This window comes from Pseudomonas sp. Q11 (genome assembly GCF_024494355.1).
GTDB lineage: Bacteria > Pseudomonadota > Gammaproteobacteria > Pseudomonadales > Pseudomonadaceae > Aquipseudomonas > Aquipseudomonas hefeiensis.
This window is the reverse complement of sequence record NZ_JAKNQY010000018.1, coordinates 34,585-56,521: the sequence shown is the minus strand read 5'-3', so window position 1 is coordinate 56,521 and position 21,937 is coordinate 34,585. Positions and strand designations below refer to the sequence as shown.

18 protein-coding genes are annotated in these 21,937 nt (G+C 54.8%); 11 read left to right on the top strand and 7 right to left on the bottom strand.

All coding sequences use genetic code 11. The features are described 5' to 3' along the window. Window positions 1–14: 14 nt before the first annotated feature. The 3 genes from MA884_RS18795 to MA884_RS18785 are packed head-to-tail and all read left to right on the top strand — an operon-like array spanning window position 15 to window position 2,351. Window positions 15–443 carry a DUF350 domain-containing protein gene (locus MA884_RS18795; RefSeq protein ID WP_092394735.1) on the top strand — a complete coding sequence of 143 codons (429 nt, stop codon included), beginning with the start codon at window positions 15–17 and terminating at the stop codon, window positions 441–443. Window positions 444–461: 18 nt separating this feature from the next. Next, window positions 462–1,181 (top strand): DUF1190 domain-containing protein, encoded by a 720-nt coding sequence (locus tag MA884_RS18790; RefSeq protein ID WP_256231909.1) that lies wholly within the window; start codon window positions 462–464, stop codon window positions 1,179–1,181. A gap of 12 nt (window positions 1,182–1,193) precedes the next feature. Continuing rightward, the gene (locus MA884_RS18785; protein ID WP_256231908.1) at window positions 1,194–2,351 is read left to right on the top strand and encodes a glutathionylspermidine synthase family protein; all 1,158 of its coding nucleotides are present in this window, start codon (window positions 1,194–1,196) and stop codon (window positions 2,349–2,351) included. Between the two features lie 167 nt (window positions 2,352–2,518). Here MA884_RS18785 and MA884_RS18780 read toward each other — a convergent pair whose 3' ends face one another. From MA884_RS18780 to MA884_RS18755, 6 genes are all read right to left on the bottom strand, one after another. Beyond that, a complete protein-coding gene (locus MA884_RS18780) occupies window positions 2,519–3,451 on the bottom strand; it encodes a phosphatidate cytidylyltransferase (RefSeq protein ID WP_256231907.1) in 933 nt (310 codons plus the stop codon). 1 nt (window position 3,452) lies between these two features. After that, the gene (locus MA884_RS18775) at window positions 3,453–4,073 is read right to left on the bottom strand and encodes a 1-acyl-sn-glycerol-3-phosphate acyltransferase (protein ID WP_256231906.1); all 621 of its coding nucleotides are present in this window, start codon (window positions 4,071–4,073) and stop codon (window positions 3,453–3,455) included. 214 nt (window positions 4,074–4,287) lie between these two features. Continuing rightward, the gene (locus tag MA884_RS18770; protein ID WP_256231905.1) at window positions 4,288–4,743 is read right to left on the bottom strand and encodes a hypothetical protein; all 456 of its coding nucleotides are present in this window, start codon (window positions 4,741–4,743) and stop codon (window positions 4,288–4,290) included. Continuing rightward, complete coding sequence (locus MA884_RS18765; protein ID WP_256231904.1) at window positions 4,733–6,076, bottom strand: phosphatase PAP2/dual specificity phosphatase family protein; 1,344 nt, start codon at window positions 6,074–6,076, stop codon at window positions 4,733–4,735. Before MA884_RS18765 ends, MA884_RS18770 begins: the two co-directional genes overlap by 11 nt. Beyond that, a complete protein-coding gene (locus MA884_RS18760) occupies window positions 6,076–7,833 on the bottom strand; it encodes a bifunctional alpha/beta hydrolase/class I SAM-dependent methyltransferase (protein ID WP_173406502.1) in 1,758 nt (585 codons plus the stop codon). The genes MA884_RS18765 and MA884_RS18760 overlap by 1 nt, the downstream gene beginning before the upstream one ends. A gap of 10 nt (window positions 7,834–7,843) precedes the next feature. Next, the gene (locus MA884_RS18755; protein WP_256231903.1) at window positions 7,844–8,467 is read right to left on the bottom strand and encodes a CDP-alcohol phosphatidyltransferase family protein; all 624 of its coding nucleotides are present in this window, start codon (window positions 8,465–8,467) and stop codon (window positions 7,844–7,846) included. 337 nt (window positions 8,468–8,804) lie between these two features. Between MA884_RS18755 and MA884_RS18750 the strand changes: the two genes are divergently transcribed. Beyond that, the gene (locus tag MA884_RS18750; RefSeq protein ID WP_256231902.1) at window positions 8,805–9,263 is read left to right on the top strand and encodes a GNAT family N-acetyltransferase; all 459 of its coding nucleotides are present in this window, start codon (window positions 8,805–8,807) and stop codon (window positions 9,261–9,263) included. 563 nt (window positions 9,264–9,826) lie between these two features. Continuing rightward, window positions 9,827–10,828: a virulence RhuM family protein gene (locus tag MA884_RS18745; protein WP_256231901.1), complete on the top strand. Its 1,002-nt coding sequence runs from the start codon at window positions 9,827–9,829 to the stop codon at window positions 10,826–10,828. Window positions 10,829–10,838: 10 nt separating this feature from the next. On the opposite strand, the gene MA884_RS18740 is transcribed toward MA884_RS18745, so the two are convergent. After that, window positions 10,839–11,042 (bottom strand): transposase, encoded by a 204-nt coding sequence (locus MA884_RS18740; protein ID WP_256231900.1) that lies wholly within the window; start codon window positions 11,040–11,042, stop codon window positions 10,839–10,841. Window positions 11,043–11,836: 794 nt separating this feature from the next. Between MA884_RS18740 and MA884_RS18735 the strand changes: the two genes are divergently transcribed. The 6 genes from MA884_RS18735 (at window position 11,837) to MA884_RS18710 (ending at window position 21,851) form a co-directional block, all read left to right on the top strand. Beyond that, the gene (locus MA884_RS18735; protein ID WP_256231899.1) at window positions 11,837–13,111 is read left to right on the top strand and encodes a glycoside hydrolase family 68 protein; all 1,275 of its coding nucleotides are present in this window, start codon (window positions 11,837–11,839) and stop codon (window positions 13,109–13,111) included. 707 nt (window positions 13,112–13,818) lie between these two features. Then, a complete protein-coding gene (locus MA884_RS18730; protein ID WP_256231898.1) occupies window positions 13,819–14,178 on the top strand; it encodes a DUF6124 family protein in 360 nt (119 codons plus the stop codon). A 195-nt stretch (window positions 14,179–14,373) separates the two neighbouring features. After that, window positions 14,374–15,312, top strand: a complete 939-nt coding sequence (locus MA884_RS18725; protein ID WP_256231897.1) for a DUF4007 family protein — start codon at window positions 14,374–14,376, stop codon at window positions 15,310–15,312. Then, complete coding sequence (locus MA884_RS18720) at window positions 15,299–18,643, top strand: ATP-binding protein (RefSeq protein WP_256231896.1); 3,345 nt, start codon at window positions 15,299–15,301, stop codon at window positions 18,641–18,643. The genes MA884_RS18725 and MA884_RS18720 overlap by 14 nt, the downstream gene beginning before the upstream one ends. Beyond that, on the top strand, window positions 18,640–19,482 hold the full coding sequence (locus MA884_RS18715; protein WP_256231895.1) for a phosphoadenosine phosphosulfate reductase family protein: 843 nt from the start codon (window positions 18,640–18,642) through the stop codon (window positions 19,480–19,482). Before MA884_RS18720 ends, MA884_RS18715 begins: the two co-directional genes overlap by 4 nt. Window positions 19,483–19,502: 20 nt before the next feature. Beyond that, complete coding sequence (locus tag MA884_RS18710) at window positions 19,503–21,851, top strand: DUF262 domain-containing HNH endonuclease family protein (protein ID WP_256231894.1); 2,349 nt, start codon at window positions 19,503–19,505, stop codon at window positions 21,849–21,851. Window positions 21,852–21,937: the final 86 nt, after the last annotated feature.

Genomic DNA, 21,937 nt, shown 5'->3' with positions numbered 1-21,937 from the left:
AAAGGAAGAAGTCCATGCTTGAAGCGCTCTCCATTTCCCTGAACAAAGCCGCCGTGCTCGGGTTTGTGTTGTACATCCTCGGTGCGGCAGTGTTGTTCGCGCTGTACCAGTTCATCTACACCCGGATCACGCCGCACAAGGAGTTCGAACTGATCCGTTCGGGCAACGTGGCTGCCGCCATCGCGCTGGGCGGCGCCATCATCGGTTTCGCCATCCCGGCCAGCAATGTGATTGCCTACTCCATCAGCCTTCTGGACTTCGTCGTCTGGGCGGTGATTGCCGCGTTCGTGCAACTGCTGGCGTTCCTGGTGACCAGCCTGGTGCTCAAAGGCGCCTCTGAGCGCATTAAAAAGGGTGAAATCGCCGCGGGCATTTATATCGCGGCAGTGGCCATCAGCGTCGGCATGTTGAACGCCGCGTGCATGACGCCTTCCCAGAACTGATTGCGCCACGGAGATCCCATGAAACGAAGCAAGTACGTTCAGCTCTCGCTGGCAGCGTCGGTCGCCATGGCGATATCAGGCTGCGGCCCGACGGAAAAAACCTACCCGGTACAGAAGAAATACAACTTCCAGTCCGTTCAGCAATGTGCCGATGAAAAACTCCCGGTAGACGTTTGCTCCGACGCCTACATGGCCGCCATGGCCGAGCATCGCCGCATCGCGCCGGCGTACAGCAACCAGGCCGATTGCGATGCCGACTTTGTTGCCGATTGGTGCCAACAGGATTCCACTGGCCAGTTCATCCCCAGGCTGGGTGGTTTCGAACTGACCGCCGATGGTCAGGTCACCCAAGCCCAGGTGGACGCGGCCAAGGCGCAACTGCCGGCCTCCGAAGCCAATGCGCAAGGCTCAGGGTTCTCCGGCACCAGCCTGCTGACCGGGTTGCTGATCGGCAACATGTTGAGCAGCAACCGCAACAGCTATTCCTCCCAACCGGTCTACCGCTATCGCGATGATCGCGGCAACTACGGGTCCTCAACGCTCGCCCAGCGGATTTCCAAAGGCTCGACCTTCACCAAGTCCAATCAGGCGAGGTATGGCAACTACACCGACACGGTCCGCTCCGCCAGCAAACCGATCTCTGTTGCTTCGTCCACCTCCCGTGGCGGTTTCGGTAGCAAAGCCAGCGCCCGCAGCGGTTGGGGCGGCTCGAGCAGCTTCGGGCGATCGAGCAGTTAAGGAACGCGCGTCATGAAGAAAGTCCATTGCGCCGAACGTCATGACTGGAAACAGACTGCCGAGAGTCTCGGCTTTCTGTTCCACACCATCGACGACGAACCCTATTGGGACGAGAGCGCGTACTACCAGTTCACGCTCAAGCAGATCGAAGACGATCTCGAAGACCCGACCACCGAGATCCATGAAATGTGCATGGACCTGGTGGCCCGAGTGGTTCAGAGCGAGGAGTTGCTGGAGCGCCTGAGCATTCCCGCGCCGTTCTTCGACATGGTTCGCACCTCATGGCTGGAAGGGCATCCGCACCTGTATGGGCGCATGGACTTCTCCTACAACGGCAGCGGCCCCGCCAAGCTGCTGGAACTGAACTACGACACGCCGACCAGCCTGTACGAGGCGTCGGCGTTCCAGTGGGGCTGGCTGGAGCAATGCATCGAGCGCGGACTGTTGCCTGGGCATGCCGACCAGTTCAACAGCATCGACACCAAGCTGCATCAGGTCTTTGCCCAACTGCAACTCAAGCAACCCTTTTACTTTGCGTCGATGAAAGACTCGATCGAAGACAAGGGCACCACCGACTACTTGCGCTTGATCGCGGAAAAAGTCGGCATCGAATCGCGGCACATCGATATCGAGGACATCGGCCTTACAGGTGAAGGCCGCTTCGTTGATCTGGAAGATCGCTGGATCCCTCACCTGTTCAAGCTGCATGCCTGGGAGTTCATCTTCCACGAGCCTTTTGGTGCGGCGATTGCCCAGAGCGACACGCAGTTTTTCGAGCCGGCCTGGAAATCGATCATCTCCAACAAAGGCATCCTGCCGTTGCTGTGGGAGACCAACAAAGGTCACCCGAACCTGCTCGCAGCCCATCTCGACAGCGACTCGAACAAAGCCGTGCCCAAGGGCTGGGTACGCAAACCGTTCTTTTCCCGGGAAGGCGCCAACATCGAGCTGCAAACTGCTGATGGCCTGATCGTCAAAGAAGACGGCCCTTACACCGACGCCCCCTTCATCCTCCAGGAATTCGCCCCGTTGCCGAAGTTTGGCGACAGCTACACGCTGATCGGCTCCTGGGTTATCGGCGACCAGGCCGCCGGCATCGGCGTGCGGGAAGACAACAGCCTGATCACCAAGGATTCGAGCCGGTTCCTGCCGCATTTGATTCTCGACTGATTGCCCGCACTGGACTGTAGGAGCTGCCGAAGGCTGCGATCTTTTGATCTTTCGCTTGAGACTCAATTGTCTGAGGAAAGATCGCAGCCTCGTTGCACTCGACAGCTCCTACGGCCCTATCGCGAGCAGGCTCGCTCCCACAGGTTAGATGTTTGCCACAGGTTTTTTCAGGTCCACCAGTACCGCACCAGATGAAAGAAGATCGGCGCGGCGAAGCACACTGAGTCCAACCGATCCAGCATGCCGCCGTGGCCTTCGATCATGTGCCCCCAATCCTTGACGCCACGGTCGCGCTTGATGGCCGACATGACAATGCCGCCGGCAAACCCCAGCAGGTTGATCAGCAAGGCAATGAGGAACGACTGCCACGGATTGAACGGCGTGATCCACCACAACGCGCCACCGATCAGCGAGGCCAGCAGAATGCCGCCGAGAAAACCCTCGACGGTTTTCGACGGTGACAGGTTCGGGGCGATCTTGTGTTTGCCGAACAACTTGCCGCACACGTACTGCAGCACATCCGACAGTTGCACCACGATCACCAGGTAAGCGATCAGCAGCAGGTTGCGCCCTTCAAAACCGGCGATGTCCAACGTCAGCAGCGCCGGCACGAACGAGATGCAGAACACCGCGATCATCAGCCCCCACTGGACCTTGGAAGCGCGCTCCAGAAAGTGCGTGCTGTCGCCGCCCAGGGACGCGAGGATCGGCAGCAGCAGGAACACGTACACCGGGATAAAGATCGAAAACAGCCCGTACCAGTCAAAATAAATCAGCAGGTATTGCAGCGGCAGCGCCAGGTAAAACGCCGCCACCAAGGCCGGATAGTCGCTGCGCCGGGTCGGTGTCAGGGTCAGGAATTCCCGCAGGGCGTAAAACGACACGGCGTAGAACAACAGGATGACCGCCGCGTTGCCGAGCCAAAACGCCGTGCCGATCACCAGCACCATCACCCACCAGGCGTTGATCCGCGCGTTGAGGTTATCGATGACCGAATTCGGCGCGCCTTTTGTCCGCAGTTTGAGAATGAAACCAATCACGGAGGCCAGCAGCAGGATTGCGCCGATCCCGCCAAACAACATCAGGGTATGTCTATCCATGTCAGAGGTGCTCCGGGGCCAGTGCCAGCAGCGCGGCCCGGCTGCGTTCAAGAAATTGCTCTTTGCCTTCACCTTCTTCGATGCACAGCGGCGCGCCGAAACTGGTGGTGCACAACAGCGGCAGCGGCAGCACCCGACCCTTGGGCATGACGCGGTTGAGGTTGGCGATCCACACCGGAATCACCTCGACGTCGGGGTGGCTTTTCATCAAGTGATAAATCCCGCTCTTGAACGGCAGCAGGCCGTCCTCCGGGTTGCGCGTGCCCTCGGGGAAGATGATCAACGAGTCGCCGTTTACCAGGGCGTCGAGCATCGGCTGCAACGGGTTATGCGAAGGATCCTTGCGCTCGCGGTCCACCAGCACGCCGTTGAACACCCGGTTGATGATGTAGCGCCGCAGCGGGCTGGTCTGCCAATAATCGGCGCCCGCCACCGGCCGGGTGAGCTTGCGCAGCGCCGGTGGCAACGAGGCCCAGAGCAGCACGAAGTCGCCGTGGCTGCTGTGATTGGCGAAATAGATCCGCTGCACCGGTTGCGGCGCGCAACCGAGCCACAGGCTGCGAGCACCCGTGACCATGCGGGCGGCGGAGGTGATGAGGCTGGCGACCGCGGGTTCGAACATGAGGATTCCTTGTCCTGAGAAACATAAGCGTAACTGTGGCGAGGGAGCTTGCTCCCGCTGGGCCCTGTAGGAGCTGTCGAGCGAAGCGAGGCTGCGATCTTTCCACTGCCCATTGAGTCGAGAGCAAAAGATGAAGATCAAGATCAAAAGATCGCAGGCTCCGCCAGCTCCTACACAGCCCAGCGGGAGCAGTCTCCCTCGCCACAAAAGCTATCTAGATACCTGAAACTAGCCAGGGACTTGCGAGGATCACGCCCAGCGTCAAGACAACCTGCGTGGCCAGCAACAACGACTGGCGGCGCAGCAGCAACAACGCGCCATGCCGACGCTCGGTCCAGAGACGACCGCTGCGTTCGACCGGTTGCAGGCCGAGCGCGGTGAGGGCTTGATCCAATGTATAGGTTCGTTCGGCCAGCGATTGGGTGCTGTCAGCCATGCGCTGGAACAGGTCGGCATCAAACGCCACGCGCTGCGCCCAGTACTTTTGCAGCACGCCAAGCATGAAGATCACGACGCTAAAGCACAGCAGCCACGGATTGACGCTACCGACCAAAAGTTGAGCCAGCCCCAGCAGCGCCGCCAACAGGGTCAGCCCCGTGGAAAGCTGATCCAGCGAGTGACCTCGGCGCAACAGGCTCGCCACCGTGTGGAGTTCCATATCACTGATCATGGTCATTCCTCGTGTTTGTGGATAACCGTTCCAACGCCCGACGGTGCGCCGGGTGCAAAACAATGTGCGGGCGGGCCCGCTGGATTTGGACGATGGCCGCATCGACGCTAGCGGCCCGACCAGTGTGCAACAACCACGCGGCCACGGCGCTGGCGCTGCGCGAATAACCCAAGGCGCAGCAGACCAGCAGTGGCCCTTGCTGACGCAGGTTCTCAATCATCCGCGCAGCCTTCAGGCACTGCTCGGCGCTGGGCGCGGTCAGGTCAAGCACCGGCAACGCGCGATAGGCGATGCCGGTGCTGTCCATGGACATTTCGGCGCAAAGGTCGAGCACGCCGGTAAACGGACTGTCCTTTAATTCCATCGGCGTGGGAATGCGCCCCAGCCAGACGTTGGCGGCCACCTGATCGGCCTGCGGATGCTTGCGCGTCCACCATCTGGAGTTGATCCAGGCTGCCGCCAGATAAGGCGCCAACAGCCAGCGCACCGCCGGGCTCAATCGACCATCCGCGCGCTTCTGAAAGCCGTCGGCACCAAACACCAGGTAATTCAGCGCCACCCCCAGCACCGCCACCGCCGGCCAGATCAACCAAAGCCACGCGCCACCCAAGGCAAACGCCGGAACAAAAAACGCCGCAGCCCCTAAACCATAGCGCAAAGCCAATCGCAGACGAGCCGGGTCCGCGGTCACACGCGCATTTTTCAGCGGGCTGGGCCGATCCAGCGGCCACAACCAGACACACAGCCACCCAGCCAGCACACCCGTGGGCAGGTCAATAAAGTGATGTTGATACGTGGTCAGCACCGACACACCAATCAGCGCGAACCAACCGTGCATCAGCCAACGCCAGAGGCCTTGCAGGTGCCGCTGATAACACACCCACAGCACCACCAACAACGCGATGTGCAGCGACGGGGCCTGATTGAACGGCTTGTCGAACCCGGCCAGCACGTCGAACAGCCAACCGAACACTCCATCCATTTCCGGCCGGGCGAAGGTGAAGCGCAACGGCCAGATCAGAAAGCAACTGACCGCAATCGCCTGGGCCGTGAGCAGGCGCAAGGCGTGGCGTTTGAGTGCTTCGCGGCTGCGGGGCAACAGCAACGACAGGCCGTACAGCAGATCAATCGACCAATAGGGCACGATGGTCCAGGCCATGAACGGCATGTGGCTTTCCCAGCCAAATACCAGGCTGCCCACGTCGTCCCGCTGGGACGTCACCCAAGTGGCGAAGCCATAGGTGCTGAAAAACAACGGCGCCAACAGCAGCAACCACAGCACCGCCGGTTTCAGCAAGCCGGGCTCGCGGACCGGGGCGATGACAGCGCTCATCACTGCACTCGCTGAGCCAGCGAAACGCTGAAGATGCCCCATTCATCGACGCGCAAGGTGATCTTGCGGAAACCTGCCGCCTCCACCAGTTGATCCATCTCCGCCTGCGTGCGTCGGCGCATCACCCAGGCCTGCCCGGCACGGTGGCTGGTGAGGGCGCGGGCGATCAGTTCCAGTTGCGGGTGCCACGGCTGCCCGGTGTAGACCAGGAACCCGCCAGGCTCCACCGCTTCGGCCAGGCCGGCGAGGGAGTCACCGACCATCTGATTATCGGCAAACAACTCATACAAGCCGGACACCACCGCGAGCGTCGGTTTGGGCTCCAGCGCCGCCAGATCCGAGCGATCAAAGGCATCACCTTTGACGAACCGAGCGATATCGCCCAAGCCCTTCTCAAGAATCAGCGCACTGCCGTCCCGCACGTTGATGTCGCTGTAGTCGCGCAGCAGGATCGACTCCGGCAACGGACTGACGCCTTGCAGCGCTTCGAGAATGTAACGGCCATGACCCGCGGCGATGTCGACAATGCGCACTTCGCGGTCCTGCTCGCGCAACCTGCCCATGGCCAAACGCAGCAGCTCCTCGACGTGCAACTTGCGCTGACGAATCCCGCGCCAGCCGATGGAGTTCAGGTAATTCTGGTCAATCATCCGTCCCACGGCCGAGGTGCCGGTGGGGCGATTGCGGTAGACGTAATCCAGCGTGCTGCCGGAGTCGAAGCCGGTGTCGAAACCCAACTTCACCCCAGCCGACAACTTGCTGCCAAAGCGCATGCTGGCGCGGGTCATGCGCCAGTACAGGTCGCGCAACGAATTGTGCGGCAGCGGCGTCGCCAAGGCTTCGGACTCGGCGCAGGTCGCGCCCAGGCGATCAGCGTCCAGCAGGGAAGGGCGGTCCAGCGGGCGGGCGAAGTTTTGCAGGATGAACCGGCGGGCACTGGCAATGGCCGGTGCACGGTTCTTCTCGCCGAGGGTGTCGTGGAAGAACCCCGGCAGAATGTGTTTCTCCTTGTGCACACTGCCCAACCGCTCGAAGAACTGCTCCTGGGGTTTGCGCTGCACCACAAAGTCGGAACCTGAGATCAACAACTGCGTCGGCACTTGAATCGCCTGGGCATCGGCCACCACGCGGTCGGCGGCTTCGTAGAGACCCAGCAGCACATTCACCGAAATCGCCTTGGTGATCAGCGGATCGCTGTCGTAGGACGCCACCCGCTCCGGGTCATGGCTGAGGAATTTCGCCTTGACGTAACTGTTGACGAAAAAGTTGCCGCGAAACCGGCGCATCAGCGCTAGGCCCGGACGAGCGAAAGGCACGTAAAGCTTGACCTTGAACGCCGGCGACGCCAGCACCAGCGAACGAATGCGCGGCGCGTAATCGTGAACCCAGGTCGACGCAATCACCGCCCCGACACTCTGCGCCACCACGGCGATGTTCTGCTCGTCGATCTGATGCGTTGCGCCGATGTGATCGCAAAACGTCTGCACATCCCGCGCACTGGTGGCAAAACTCGGACTGTCGCCGCGCGCGCCCGGCGACTGGCCATGACCGCGTGCATCCCAGGCAAAGAAGTCGAACCCGGGCAAATCCAGCTCATCCACCAGATGCGCAATGCGCCCGGAGTGTTCATGACCCCGATGAAACAACAACACCGCCTGACGAGGCTCACCCGGCGCCGCATCGACGGCCGGCCAATGCCGGTAAAACAAATCCACGCCGTCAAAGGTGGTAAACGTCAGTTCCTGGGCTTCGCGCATTGCAACTTCCTTATGCTGAGGGAGCGTTTTCCGTCACTTGATTCAGGCCATGACGCACCCGATTGACCAAGGTATAAACCAGCAGGGCGGCCACCACCACCATCACACCATCAATCCACCCGGCCCCGAGCCAACCCAGGGCAATCCCGGTCGCCAACACGCCCAACACAAAGGCGCGATCACTCTTGCCCATCGGCCCGTCATAGCGCCGCGAAGCCCCCACCATCGCCCCCAGCACACCAGCGTATTCGCTGAACAGCGCCAACAGCGTGACCAACAACACCAGCAACAGGCTGGCATCGGCAAACAAGGCAAAAGGCAGGATCAGGGCAGCGTCGGCGATGATATCGCATAGCTCATTGAGGTAGGCGCCCAGATGCGATTGCTGCCCGAACTCCCGCGCCAGCATGCCATCCACCGCATTCAACGCCATGCGCAGGAGCATCCAGATCGGCACCAGGATAAACACCCCCGGATGATTGGCGAACCACGCAACCACGGCCCCCACCAGCACAGAGACAATGCCGGCGAGCAGGGAGACCTGATTGGCGGTGATGCCCTTGTCGTAAAGGCGTTGGACCATGGGGCGCAGCAGGTTCTGGAAGGCGGGTTTGAGCTGGTAGATGGAGGGCATTGGAATAGAATCTCGGCCGGTTGCAGGGCGTGTTCAGTGCGAGATTACGACAGCCTGGAGGTTTGCTGGAGGGTAATTCTCGAGAATGCGCGCAGGTAGGCATCTGGCAACGAAATCTCCCTGCGAATGAAATACCCCTGTGGGAGCGGGCTTGCTCGCGAATGCGGTAAATCAGCCACCATTGATATTGACTGAAACACCGCCTTCGCGAGCAAACCCGCTCCCACCGAACTCATGCCCGCCACAAGCCTCTGTGGGAGCAAAGCTTGCTCGCGATAGCGGTTCATCAGCCAAACAGGTCAACAGCCCGCTGTCCCAAACATAAGGAACGCTCCAAATGCCGCAAATGGATTGGCTCGAAAACCACATGGACAAATGCGACCAGATGGCCGAGTGGCTTCACCAGGAATTCAGCTATGAATTCGCCCAGCAATCCCTCGCCAGTTGGCAGCAAGAGTTCGCTGCGGGCCAACGTGATGGACACTGGAAATGCCTGATCGCCACAGAACAAAACCAACTGCTGGGCGGCGCCTCACTGGCCAGCGACGACCTGCCCGACCGACCAGAACTCGGCCCATGGCTGGCATGCGTCTTCATCACCCCAACCGCCCGCCGCAGAGGCCTTGCCGCGCAACTGATCGAAGGCATCTGCAACCATGCCAGAGAAGCGGGATTCACCACCTTGTACTTGCACACCCACAACCAGCGCGACTACTACACCGGGCTTGGCTGGGAAGTGCTGGAGCGCTTTGAGGCGTGGGGGAAAGAGCAATGGCTGATGTCGCGGCGTTTATAGATCGCATCCCCATGGCTCGCTGGTAAAGGCCTGTCCTGAGATGACTTGCAGGTTGTTTTCCCAGATCCCGGCGACCTACCCGAGTGTCATGTCGCTGACAACGACATATGGGCGCGATATGTCGCCGAAATCCAATTTCAGCGACATGACACTTCGCGCCCACCGATCCCTGTGGGAGCAAAGCTTGCTCGCGATAGCGGTTCATCAGCCAAACAAGGCAACAGCCTGCCCACCAACCAGCAACCCCCGACACAACCCCAACACCCACCCGACACTGTCTTGCGCCATTGCCTACAACTACGCCAGAATCCGCCGGCTTGTGCGCCTTGGGTCGCGTCGGTAATTTGGATCCTGTCACTGCCCATCAGTGATCGGGTTAGCAGCCCGTCTTAACCTAAGGCGTACCAAGTCCCGTCGGACAGGCTGTGCTGTTCGTGTTTTGATTGGTGAGGCGGTGGACATACGGGCACTCAATGCCGATATCAGCCGCATCGTGGCAAAAGACAAGCCGAATTGAGGACGCAGATCGACGGCATCGTCGCAGACCTGAAAGGAGAACAAACATGAGCCCGCAGCCCGCAGGAGAGATCATTTTTTACCAGCGGGGCGATGCTACCGCCATCGATGTGCGTCTTGACGGTGATACGGTCTGGCTGACTCAGGAGCAGATGGCGGATCTATTTGGCAAGGCCAAGTCGACCATCAATGAGCACATCAAGAACGTTTTCGAGGAAGGCGAACTGGTGCCGGAGGAGGTGATGAGAAAAATCGGTATTTCCGAATTTTCTACCAAACCGACCAACTTCTATAACCTCAACGTCATTATCTCGGTCGGATACCGAGTCAAGTCGCAGCAAGGCACCCGGTTCCGCATCTGGGCCACCGAACGTCTGCGCGAATACTTGGTCAAGGGCTTTACCATGGATGATGCGCGCCTGAAGAATTTGGGCGGCGGCAGTTATTGGAAAGAACTGCTGGATCGCATCCGCGACATTCGCTCCAGCGAGAAGGTGCTCTACCGCCAGGTGCTCGACCTGTACGCCACCAGTGTGGATTATGACCCCAAGGCCGAGGCCAGCGTGGTGTTCTTCAAAGCCGTGCAGAACAAGCTGCATTACGCGGCCCACGGCCAGACTGCTGCGGAAGTGGTCATGCAGCGTGCTGATGCCGGTAAGCCCTTCATGGGCCTGCTGTCCTTCGGTGGCAAACAGCCCACTAAGGCCGAAGTCGCCAACGCCAAGAATTACCTCAATTCCGACGAACTCAAACGTCTGAACACCTTAGTCTCGGCCTATTTCGATGCTGCCGAGTTCCGTGCCATGAACCATGAACCGACTCACATGAAGGACTGGCTCGCGCACCTGGAGCAACTGATCCTGGCCATGGGGGGTAAGGCGCTGCAGGGCGTTGGTACTGTCAGCCACCAACAGGCCATTGCTCACGCAGAGATGGAGTACGCTAAATTCCGCGCCCAACTGGCCGAGGTGCCGAGCGAGGTAGAAGCGGCTTATCTGGAAACCGTGAAGACGGTGCAGAAGAAAATTGCTGGGAAGAAGAAGCCGTGAGTCGGATTGACTAGTTAATTGTGGAACGTTGCCCGGAGCTAGGAGAATTTTCCCAGGTGCAGACGACGTGCTGCCAACCAAACCCAAGGCCATCGTGCACCAACCCTTTCATGCGATTGCCTCGGCGACTGGCGAAGAGATAAGCGCAGTGCGGTTGCGCCACACCGAAGACAGCCACGACACTGGCGAGCGATTTTTCGGTGCCGAAGCGCATGTCCATTGGTTCGGTGGCCAGTCAGATTGTGTCGATGTCGATAACTATGTCAGCCAGTGTAAAAACTGGGGTCAGCCACCCGGATCGGACGACGGCCATTTCACCGTGATGGTTTGCTCGTCAAATGTCAGCTCGATGATCGCTGACGCTTCAACCGGTCTTTTCGGCTGACGCACCGCATCTACGATTCAAACCCGCTCCCGCCAGTCCTACGTTTGAAACGCCTGACGTGTCGCCATTTTTTGATTTCAGCGACACGTTCTATCGTCATGTCGCCGGCAGCGACATATGCACAAAAGTTCCTCTGCGAGAGTGAGCTTGCTCGCGATAGCGGCACACCAGTCAACATCACTACCACTGACTCACCACCTCGCGAGCAGCTAACGACGCCCCGTTTCCCTTGATGTCCCGACGGTGACAAATCAAGCTTTTTGTTCAACTCCCCCCGTGTGGCTCCCCGCCTTGTGTTGAGCTTTGCGCAGAACGCGCAGGCTCAGTTGACCGATCCTTCTATGCACTGCTTCCACCCGTTGCCCCGTTACGCGCGCTTTCCTCCGAGTAGCGTTCAGAGCACCGAGCGTGCAGGCAACGTCGCCGATCTCCCCTCGAACTAACTTCTGCAAACGTTCATGGCTGAAACGTATCAGCTTCAAGAAAAAACCAAAATATGCACAAATGCATTTTTTCGCTTGACCCACATGGATGAGCCTCTATAAGGTGGTTTTACTGTATGCGCATACAGTATTTCTTAACCATTGTTTATATGAATCCATTCATGGACGAGGCAATAACCTATGAAAGCCACCACTGAAAAATTCGGTGTAACCCCTCATCAACCCAGCCTCTGGACCCGCGCTGATGCGTTGAAAGTCCGGGCGGACGATCCCACCACCACTCAGCCGCTGGTCAGCGCGGATTTCCCGGTATTGAGCAACGACGTGTTTATCTGGGACACCATGCCCCTGCGCGACTTGGACGGTAACGTGACGTCCGTCGATGGCTGGTCGGTGATCTTCACGCTGACGGCCGACCGTCATCCAAACGACCCGCAGTACCTCGACGAGGACGGTAACTACGACATCCTCCGCGATTGGAACGATCGCCACGGTCGGGCAAAGATGTACTACTGGTTTTCTCGTACCGGCAAGAACTGGGAGTTCGGTGGCCGTGTGATGGCCGAAGGCGTTTCGCCGACCGCTCGCGAATGGGCCGGTACGCCGATCCTGCTGAACGACCGCGGTGAAGTGGACCTGTATTACACCGCCGTCACCCCAGGCGCGACCATCGTCAAGGTGCGCGGTCGGGTGGTGACCACTGAACACGGTGTCAGCATGGTCGGCTTCGAGAAGGTCAAGCCGCTGTTCGAGGCCGACGGCAACATGTACCAGACCGAAGCCCAAAACGCCTTCTGGGGTTTCCGCGACCCATGGCCTTTCCGCGACCCGAACGATGGCAAGCTGTACATGCTGTTCGAGGGTAACGTGGCCGGTGAGCGCGGCTCGCACAAAGTAGGCGAAGCAGAAATCGGCGACGTGCCGCCGGGTTATGAAGATGTCGGCAACTCGCGCTTCCAGACCGCCTGTGTCGGCATCGCCGTAGCCCGCGACGCGGACGGGGACGACTGGGAAATGTTGCCGCCACTGCTGACGGCCGTGGGGGTAAACGACCAGACCGAGCGCCCGCACTTCGTGTTTCAGGATGGCAAGTACTACCTGTTCACGATCAGCCATACCTTCACCTATGCCGACGGTGTGACCGGCCCGGACGGCGTGTACGGTTTTGTCGCGGACTCGCTGTTCGGCCCTTACGTGCCGCTGAACGGTTCCGGCCTGGTGCTGGGCAACCCGTCCTCCCAGCCATTCCAGACCTACTCACACTATGTAATGCCAAACGGCCTGGTGACCTCCTTTATCGACAGCGTACCGACCGACGAAAGCGGCACGCAGATTCGTGTCGGTGGCACCGAGGCACCCACGGTGGGCATGAAAATAAAAGGGCAGCAGACGTTCGTGGTGGCCGAGTACGACTACGGTTACATCCCGCCGATGCTCGACGTCACCCTCAAGTAATAGCAACACAGGGCTTTCAGGCAGCGGGTTTGCGGTCGATGACAAAACCGTCGTGGATATGATCGAGATATCCCGCCTGATTCATTGCGACGTTGCTCGCAAGCCCCATTGAACAAGGAGTCGTAACCCTCTTCGCGACTGGCTGCAAGGATGCAGTCAGTCGCGAATGCATTCCCTCGAGCAAACCCGCTCTGCCATTCCTATGTTTGAAATGCCTGACGTGTCGCCATTTTTGGATTTCAGCGACACGTTCTATCGTCATGTCGCCAGCAGCGACATATGTACACACGCTCCTCTGTGGGAGTGAGCCTGCTCGCGATAGCGACTCATCAGCCAAATAGATCAGCAGCCTACAGACCAATCAGCAGCCCGACACAACCCCAATATCCAGCCGACACCGCCTTGCGCCATTGCCTACAACTACGCCAGAATCCGCCGGCTTGTGCGTTTTGGGGCCCGTCGGTAGTTTGAGTCTTGTCACTGAGCATCAGTGATCGGGTTTCGCAGCCCGGACTCTATAGGCGCACAACGTCACCTTCGAAAGCAGATCGCCCATGTCTGTGATTTCGTCAGAGGTGGCTGTGCGTGGGAGACCTTCGGGTCTGCCGGTCCCTAGAGTCCCGGTCTGCGAACCCGCGTACAGCTGCCACCCCAACTTCGTTTCGCAGCGAATGGTGGCAGCTCCAATAGACTCTAGGAGCTTTACCATGGCTAAAATTACACCGAACCCGCCAGCTGCAGATGAGCATATGTCTCGCGCTCAGTCCGCTCGTAACAAGAAGCTCGATGAAGCTGCTGAACGGGCTTTGGATTTTTATCTGAAGCCTACGCCGAAGAAAGAAACGTCTGACAACCCCAACAGCATCTTCCGCATCGCACCTGATGTTGATTCGGAGTGTCTGCTCGCCAGTCTCAGTGAAAACCTGGCTGCGGCCAATGCCATGATCAATGATCTGGCGTTTGACCTTGAGGGTTCGCGACGGCGTGTTGCGATGGGGATTTTGCAGGTGATTGAGGTGAGTGAGCTGTTGGCGAATCGGGCTTTGGATATTGTTGAGGTGAGATAGGGCGAGGGTTGCTGCCCTCTTGGCATAAAAGGTCTTGCTTGGCAAGACCTTTCCGAGCTCCTCTCTCATTCAAGCTGCCCTGCAATGAGGCTTAGCTAAGCTGCTAGGGTTACTCGAAATCTGTGTATTTATACAGTATTGTATGGGCCTGTGCAGACTGGTGACTCCATCCAGTCTGGGATAGTATTGGTACCTATGATCATATTACGCCCTAACCAACGCCCCCAATTCTCGGGTCACGAGACCTTTCCCCTACGTCAGCTTTGGCTACGCAAGGCCTATGATGCTGTTGCCTATTTTAGGAGTCTAGGGCTTACCGCGCCCAAGACCGTATTTTCGGAGGATTCCGCCATCGCTCGGTTTGGGGTGGGGAAAAATATGGTCACATCTATTAGGTTTTGGGCTACAGCTTGTCACATCATCGAAGAGTCGGATGGTGGATTCGTGCCGACTGAATTGGCAGACATGCTGTTTGATCCGGAAACCGGGCTTGATCCATTTGCTGAGCAACCTGCGACCACTTGGCTCATGCATTGGTTTCTCGCGAGTAGCCCAGAGAAGACCACGACATGGTATTTCATTTATAACCATGTAGTTCAGCAGGTCTTTAAACGAGAAGGCATTGTGGATGCGTTGTCGGGGATGATCTCTGAGCACAACTTACGTATTTCACTCGCAACTCTGAAAAGGGATGTCGAATGCTGTATTAGAAGCTACGTACCGAGGCTCGGTGGTGATTCACCTGAGGAAATGAGTGAGCCTCTTCTTGGCGAGCTTGGCTTAATTCAACAAAACACTAAAGATAGCTTCGAGTTTCGGCGTGGAGCCAAGCGCTCATTACCCGATGGTGTATTTGCTTATGCCTTACTTGACTATTGGGAGAGCTTGGGTCAGTCCGGCTCTGTTATGGCTTTTGATCGTGTGGCTCACGACTATGGGTCTCCTGGGAGAGTCTTCAAACTGGACGAGCATGCAGTAGCTGATCGCTTGATGGGGCTAGAGCAGCTAAGCAAGGGGCAGCTTCTGTGGACGGAACAAGCTGGGATCCGGCAAGTTACTCGACAGGGGAATGCCTTGAACGATATTAAAAAAGCCAAGAGCACATTTTTGAAGGCCGCCTATGCCAAAGTCTAAGCAGAATGCAGAGCCGAATATCAATAAGTTGTCGGATGTGGTTCATATCTCTCGGCAATTTCTTCGTTCTGTTCGGCTGGATGCAGATCTAGGTCGCGATGACGCATTATCTGGATATGTATGCCAAGGAACTGCCCGCGCATTGCTGGAAAATATGGCGCGCCAAATTACTGAAACCAAGCAAAGAGCATTCACGTGGACGGGTCCATATGGAGGAGGTAAGTCTTCTCTCGCCCTAATGCTTTGTTCTTTGGTGGGTTCAAACCAGCTAGTTAGGGCAAAAGCGAAAACCATTCTAGATCTTCCCGCCGATAACGTTGTTTATAAAGCTTTTGATGCCCGTGACGATGGGTGGGTGGTTGTGCCTATCGTAGGCAAGAGGGCGAGTATCGTTAGCGAGCTTTCAAATGCCTTGGCGAAAGCCAAGGGAGAGACGCCAACTAAGAAAAGGACTATTGACGTAGTAGGTGAGATTGTTTCTACAGCAGAGCTCCACCCTCAAGGAGTCCTTTTAGTCATTGATGAGTTGGGGAAATTGCTGGAAGCGGCAGCACAAGATGGTGATGATATTTACATATTTCAGGAGCTTGCTGAAGCTGCGAGCCGTAGTCATGGAAAGCTGATTATTGTAGGTATTTTGCACCAGGCTTTTGATGCATATGCTTCTAGACTAGGTAGGCAGTCGCAAGATGATTGGGCTAAGGTTCAAGGTAGATTTGTTGATATTCCGTTAGTTTCCGCTACGGATGAAGTTGTTGAACTTATTGGCAAGGCTATCGAGGTATCGACGATTGAGCATTTGGTTGACGCCCGCGCGCAATCAGATGTTATAGCTAAATCTATAAAGGCAAGAAGGCCGAGCACGCCACTAGGGATGGGCGCGGGATTGGTAAAGTGCTGGCCACTTCATCCGATTACAGCTGCTCTTCTGGGGCCGATATCGAAGCGACGTTTTGGCCAAAATGAGAGAAGCACTTTTGGTTTTCTAGCTTCTCGGGAACCGCTTGGTTTTCTTGAGTTTTTAGAAGGGACAAGCTGTTCCGAATATTTAACATACGGACCCGCGCGGTATTGGGATTATTTAAAGGCTAACCTAGAGCCGGCTATAATTGCCTCTCCCGATGGGCATCGATGGGCCGTTGCTTGCGATGCAGTTGAGCGAGCAGAGGCGAAGGGAGATAGCTTGCATGTTGAGCTGACAAAAGTCGTCGCTCTGATTGAAATGTTTAGAAATGGCTCAGGAATTGTTCCGGAAGAGAAAGTCCTTTCAGTTTCAATTCCTGGGGTTGCCTCTGCTGATATACATAAAACGCTAATAAACCTAGTTAATTGGAAAATTTTGATTGAACGTAAGCATCTAGGTGCTTATGGGGTTTATGCGGGAAGTGATTTTGATATTGAGGCAGCAGTCAACCAAGCTAGATATGAAATAGGTACATATGCACTTTCCCAGGTTTCAGCTTTAAGTGATCTTCAACCTATACTGGCGAAAAGGCTTTATCATGAAACTGGAACGATGCGGTGGTTTAGTCGCCAGATAATCCGCTTGTCTGAAGCGGGGGAGTACCTAAAAAAGCTGAAGCCAGAAAGAAGTAGTGTGGGCTCATTTCTTCTTTGCCTACCTGAGGTCGGGCAGTCAACAAACTCTGCTGACGCACAAGCGAAAAAGTTAAGCTTGGAAAACAGTGACCGTGCCTTACTTTTTGGTGTTCCGGGTAACGCAGAGAAAATCGCCGATTTAAGTCTTGAATTGGCTGCTTCTGAAAGAGTTATGCGTACTAAACCCGAGCTTGAGGGTGATTCTGTCGCGAAACGGGAGCTAACTGGGAGAGTGGCAGCAATTAGATCCTCGCTTGAGGAGGAGTTGACAGATGCATTCAGTCTGTCGAAGTGGTACCACAATGGTGTCGTTCAGGTGAGAGCTAGAACTGCATCTCTTTCTGTAACAGCATCAGCGATTGCAAAAGACATATATTTCAAAAGTCCTCGCATACTTAGCGAGCTAATAAATAGGGAAGAGCTATCTAGTAATTCAAGTAAGGCTCGAAAAGATCTACTGTATCGGATGGTGTCTCATACTTTCGAAGCCGAGCTAGGTTATCAGGGCCATCCTGCTGATGCTGGTCTCTACTATACCGTTCTTCATAGTACGGGGTTGCACGCCGATAGAGGAGAGGGCTGGGCTTTTGGCGAGCCGATGGTCGGGTACAAGTACAATGACATGAACGCTCTATGGTGGGATACGGAAAGTTACCTCCTGCAACCTAACAGTACGGTTTCTCTAGCTGACTTATATGAGTTTTGGGGTGCTCCGCCCTATGGCATCCGTTCGGGCCTGATGCCGGTCTTGGCCTTAGCTTTTTTCCTATCAAATCGTTCTGCCTTGGCGATGTATATCGACGGTGGCTTTACTCCAGATATTACAGAAGCTGCAATTGATGAGTGGCTCCAAGATCCTAAAAGAATAAGATTCCAATTTGTTGAGGCTTCTAAGGATAAAGTAAAGCTTGTATCGGCCATTGCTGAAACAGTTTCAATTTTTTCCCATAATGGTGCCGATGTCGAGCCCCTAGATGCTGCCCGTGGTTTAGTAAGTATGGTGGTTGGTTTGCCGGCCTGGACTAGGCGGACATCCACTATCTCGCAGATGGCTCAGGATGTTAGAGCTATGCTTCTAAAAGCTAATGATCCTCACAAAGTAATATTTGCCGACTTGCCGACAGTGCTTGGAGCCATTGATTCAGATGATCTTATTGCTAAGTTAAAACTCGTAACTGACGAGCTGTTTTCGGCCTATCCTGCGATGTTGGCTCGGGTAAAGGAAAAGCTCTTTGCAGCATTGGATCATACTGGGCGAGATGTTGATGCGTTACAGAGGCGGGCTGCTGGGGTTAAGGGTATCACTGGAGATTTCTTACTTGATGCTTTCGCCACACGACTAGAAACATATGTTGATGATGCCGAAAGTATCGAAAAAATAATTAGTCTCGCAACGAGTAAACCACCTGCCCAATGGGTGGATCGTGATATTGACGCAGCGTTATCGCAAATTGGTTCATGGTCAATAGACATAAGGAAAGAGGAGGCCATGGCTCCTCTCCATGGCAGACCAGCATCACGTAGGGTTATCGGCGTGGTGTTTGGTGCAAAGCATGGTCAGGACGCGACTGGCTCTGTTGACATCGCCGAAAGCGATGTTGTGGCTGTTGACGAAGTAGTAAAGCGTTTGCTCGCGATGACGCAAAGCGAGAGTCGAGAAATCGTTATTGCCGCATTGGCTGAAGCGGGAGCTCTCCTTATGAGTCAGCGCGTTCGGGAGAGCTCAGAATGACTGAACATCACGTTTTAGGATTGTCTGGTGGTAAGGATAGTGCTGCGCTCGCTGTATACATGAGTCAGCACTATCCTGATCTGAATATTAAGTATTTTTTTACCGATACGGGAAAAGAACTCCCAGAAGTTTATGAGTTTTTAGGACGTTTGGAAGGGTTTCTTGGTAAGCCAATCGAGCGTCTTAATCCGCATAGAGATTTTGATTTTTGGCTTCGTCAATACAATAATTTTTTGCCATCCGCTAATACGCGGTGGTGTACAAGAAAGCTGAAGTTAGACCCTTTCAAGCAGTGGATTCATCCTTGGTTAAAAGCGGGACATAGAGTCTACAGTTACGTAGCAATTCGGGCTGACGAGGAGCATCGTGAAGGTATGATCGCAAGGGAAGATAATCTCGTGGTCAAGTTACCATTCAGAGAAGGCGGTGTTGATAAGCCAGGAGTAATTGATATTTTGGAAGCGTCAGGTTTGGGCCTGCCAAAGTATTATGATTGGCGCTCTCGGAGCGGTTGTACTTTTTGTTTTTTTCAGCAAAAAATCGAATGGGTAAATCTCAAGCAGAACCATCCAGATCGCTTTGAGGAAGCAAAAGAGTACGAGAAAAATGCTGTCGACAGTGGCTCACCCTTCACCTGGAGTCAGGGTGAGTCATTAGGTGATTTAGAGAAGCCAGAGCGCGTCGCACAAATAAAGCAAGATTTTGCAGTTCGCAAAGCTCGAGATTTAGCACGAAGAAAGCCTAACCCATTGCGAGTCGTTGATGGGGAACCTACAGATATAGATGATTTATATTTATTAGATGAGGGTGGCGGCGCTTGCCTGGTTTGCCACAAATAACCTGTTACGGAGTGTTTTAAATGCCAATGGAAGCAAAGGATATTTTTGAAGCAAATTCAAAGACGGTTCGCGAGCTATTGAGCGAACGTGGCTTGGGCTTATATATTCCACCTTATCAACGTCCTTATGGTTGGGATCGCGATAAAGTAAGTAAGCTGGTCGAGGATACACTCCACGGCTATGCCATGTTACTTGAAAGCGACGAAAGTTTTACCTTTCTAGGTACAGTAATTACTATACATGATATCAATTACACGACAGTCCAGCCCATTGTTAGGCAGGATGTCCCAGGAAAGCTGCTTACAGTCATTGATGGACAGCAGAGGCTCACTACACTGCTTCTTGTATGTTTGGCTTTGCATAACAATATAAACTTGGCGCACAGTAAGCTTCTAAAATCACAAAAATCGGAGGAGTGGTCACCTGCTCTTCTCTGGCTAGATGGCCAAGCTCGTCGAGTGATGGAAGAGCTCGCTGCAACATTCTTCGAGCGGCAGGCATACGGAGACTCTCCTTTATATCCGCGTATGATTAGATCGTTCGATGATCAGTGGTCGCGGAGTATTCAGTTGGCTAAATACGAGTCGCCAATAGCGAATCTTATTTCGAAGTATGTAGCTACGTTGGCTGAAGAGAAAATTAGTGAGTTCAAACCTCAGAAGAGGGAACATCGTATTGAGGGTGAGGATGCGCTCGTTGAGCGTTACGTGCAACTCTCGAAAATATTTAAACCAATAGCTACAGGTGCCGCTAGAAAGGAAGAGCTAGAAGAGCTCCCTACTACCGAAGATATTATTTCGGCAAAAAAACTTCAGCAGGCGCTGCTTAATCATGAGTTCCCAACAGAGGTTGTCGCACAGCTTAAGTCAGAAGAGCTTTCTCAGGAGTACTCTGGTCTATTACACCTTATTCTCCTCGCCGGATACCTACTCAATAGAGTGGCCGTAACCGTTGTAAGAGGGAAGAATGAAGATTATGCCTTCACTGTCTTTGAGTCATTGAATACGACTGGCGAACCTCTTACCGCCTATGAAACATTTAAACCCCGTGTAGTTAGTGCTGAAACCCTGGCTCAATTTGAGCAATCGGAGTCTCGTCGCTGTTTGGGGGTGGTGTCAGATTACCTGTCAGGCTTTAAGGTCGGCGACAGATTACAGGCAGCTACTTCAGATTTACTGATTTATTTTGCTGCTGCAGAGACCGGGAAAAAACTTTCCAAACGTTTAGCTGACCAGCGACGCTATTTGAAGGAAGAATTTGAAAGATATGAAGGCGATAAAGAGCAAAGGATAGCATTCGTAGCCCACCTCCGTGATGTTGCTACGTTCATTCAGCATTCATGGGAGTTTGATACCAAAACGCCCTCGCTCGCTAATCTCCCTGTAGACGCCACGACGGATGCGGTTAAATTATGCCTTAGTTACTTCAGAGAACTTAAACATACTGTAGTCATCGCTCCTCTTGTCAGATTTTACTCTGCCGCGATCGCTGCCTCAGATACTGACCGGGACAAAAAAATATCTGATTTTGAAGAAGCAATTAAAGCAATGACTGCTTTTTCTGCTCTTTGGCGCGCGTCCCATCGCGGTACTGCAAACATTGACCAGGAGTATCGTGAGATTTTATCTTCGGTGAACTCCTTGACCGGTTTACCTGCTCTTGCCCGGAAAAATCGCTCCGGCTCTTCACCTGATGTAGCTGAACCTACTGTTGATATTGTTAAATTAAAACAGGAGTTGCGGGCTCGACTTACCAGCCCTGCTAAAGGAGGGTTAATCGATCGAGATCAATTTATTAGTGATGCATCTCAAATTCCCGCATATTCAAATAGCCGACCAACTGCTAGGTTTATTCTTTTAGCTGCATATCACGATGCGATTGCCGACCCTGCCGGAAATGGATTGATTATTCAAGGTAAGCCGTCTTCGTCAACGTGCTTAACTTATGAGGGGTTTACAGACGAGCGTCATCTGTCTCTTGAGCACATAGCACCTCAAACGTCTGTCACGGGTTGGGGAGACGACATATATTTAAATCGGGAAAATATTCATCGTCTTGGTAATCTCGTGCTTGTGCAATCTGATGCTAACAGCTCGTTGAGCAACCGGCCTTGGGATGTAAAGCGTGTATTGTACAAAGCATTAGGTGCATCTTCTCACGAAGAAGCCGAAACTATTTTGACCGCAGCAGCGGATGCTGGGATAAAAATTCCGTCCGCTACCCAACAACTTGCTCAAATGTCGTCGCATATGCCTCATTTGTCCGCTTTGGGTAGCTTCGAGCAAGAGTGGAGTATCGATTTTATTGATGCTAGGTCTAGACGGTTACTCGGCTTAGCTTGGGAGCGTCTGACACCGTGGCTAGAGTAGTTTAAATTTTCTTTGTTAGAGTGATATGCAAGGCTTCTAACTATGGCCCACTTAATTTAGGTGGGCTTTTTTGTCTGGTGTAAGCG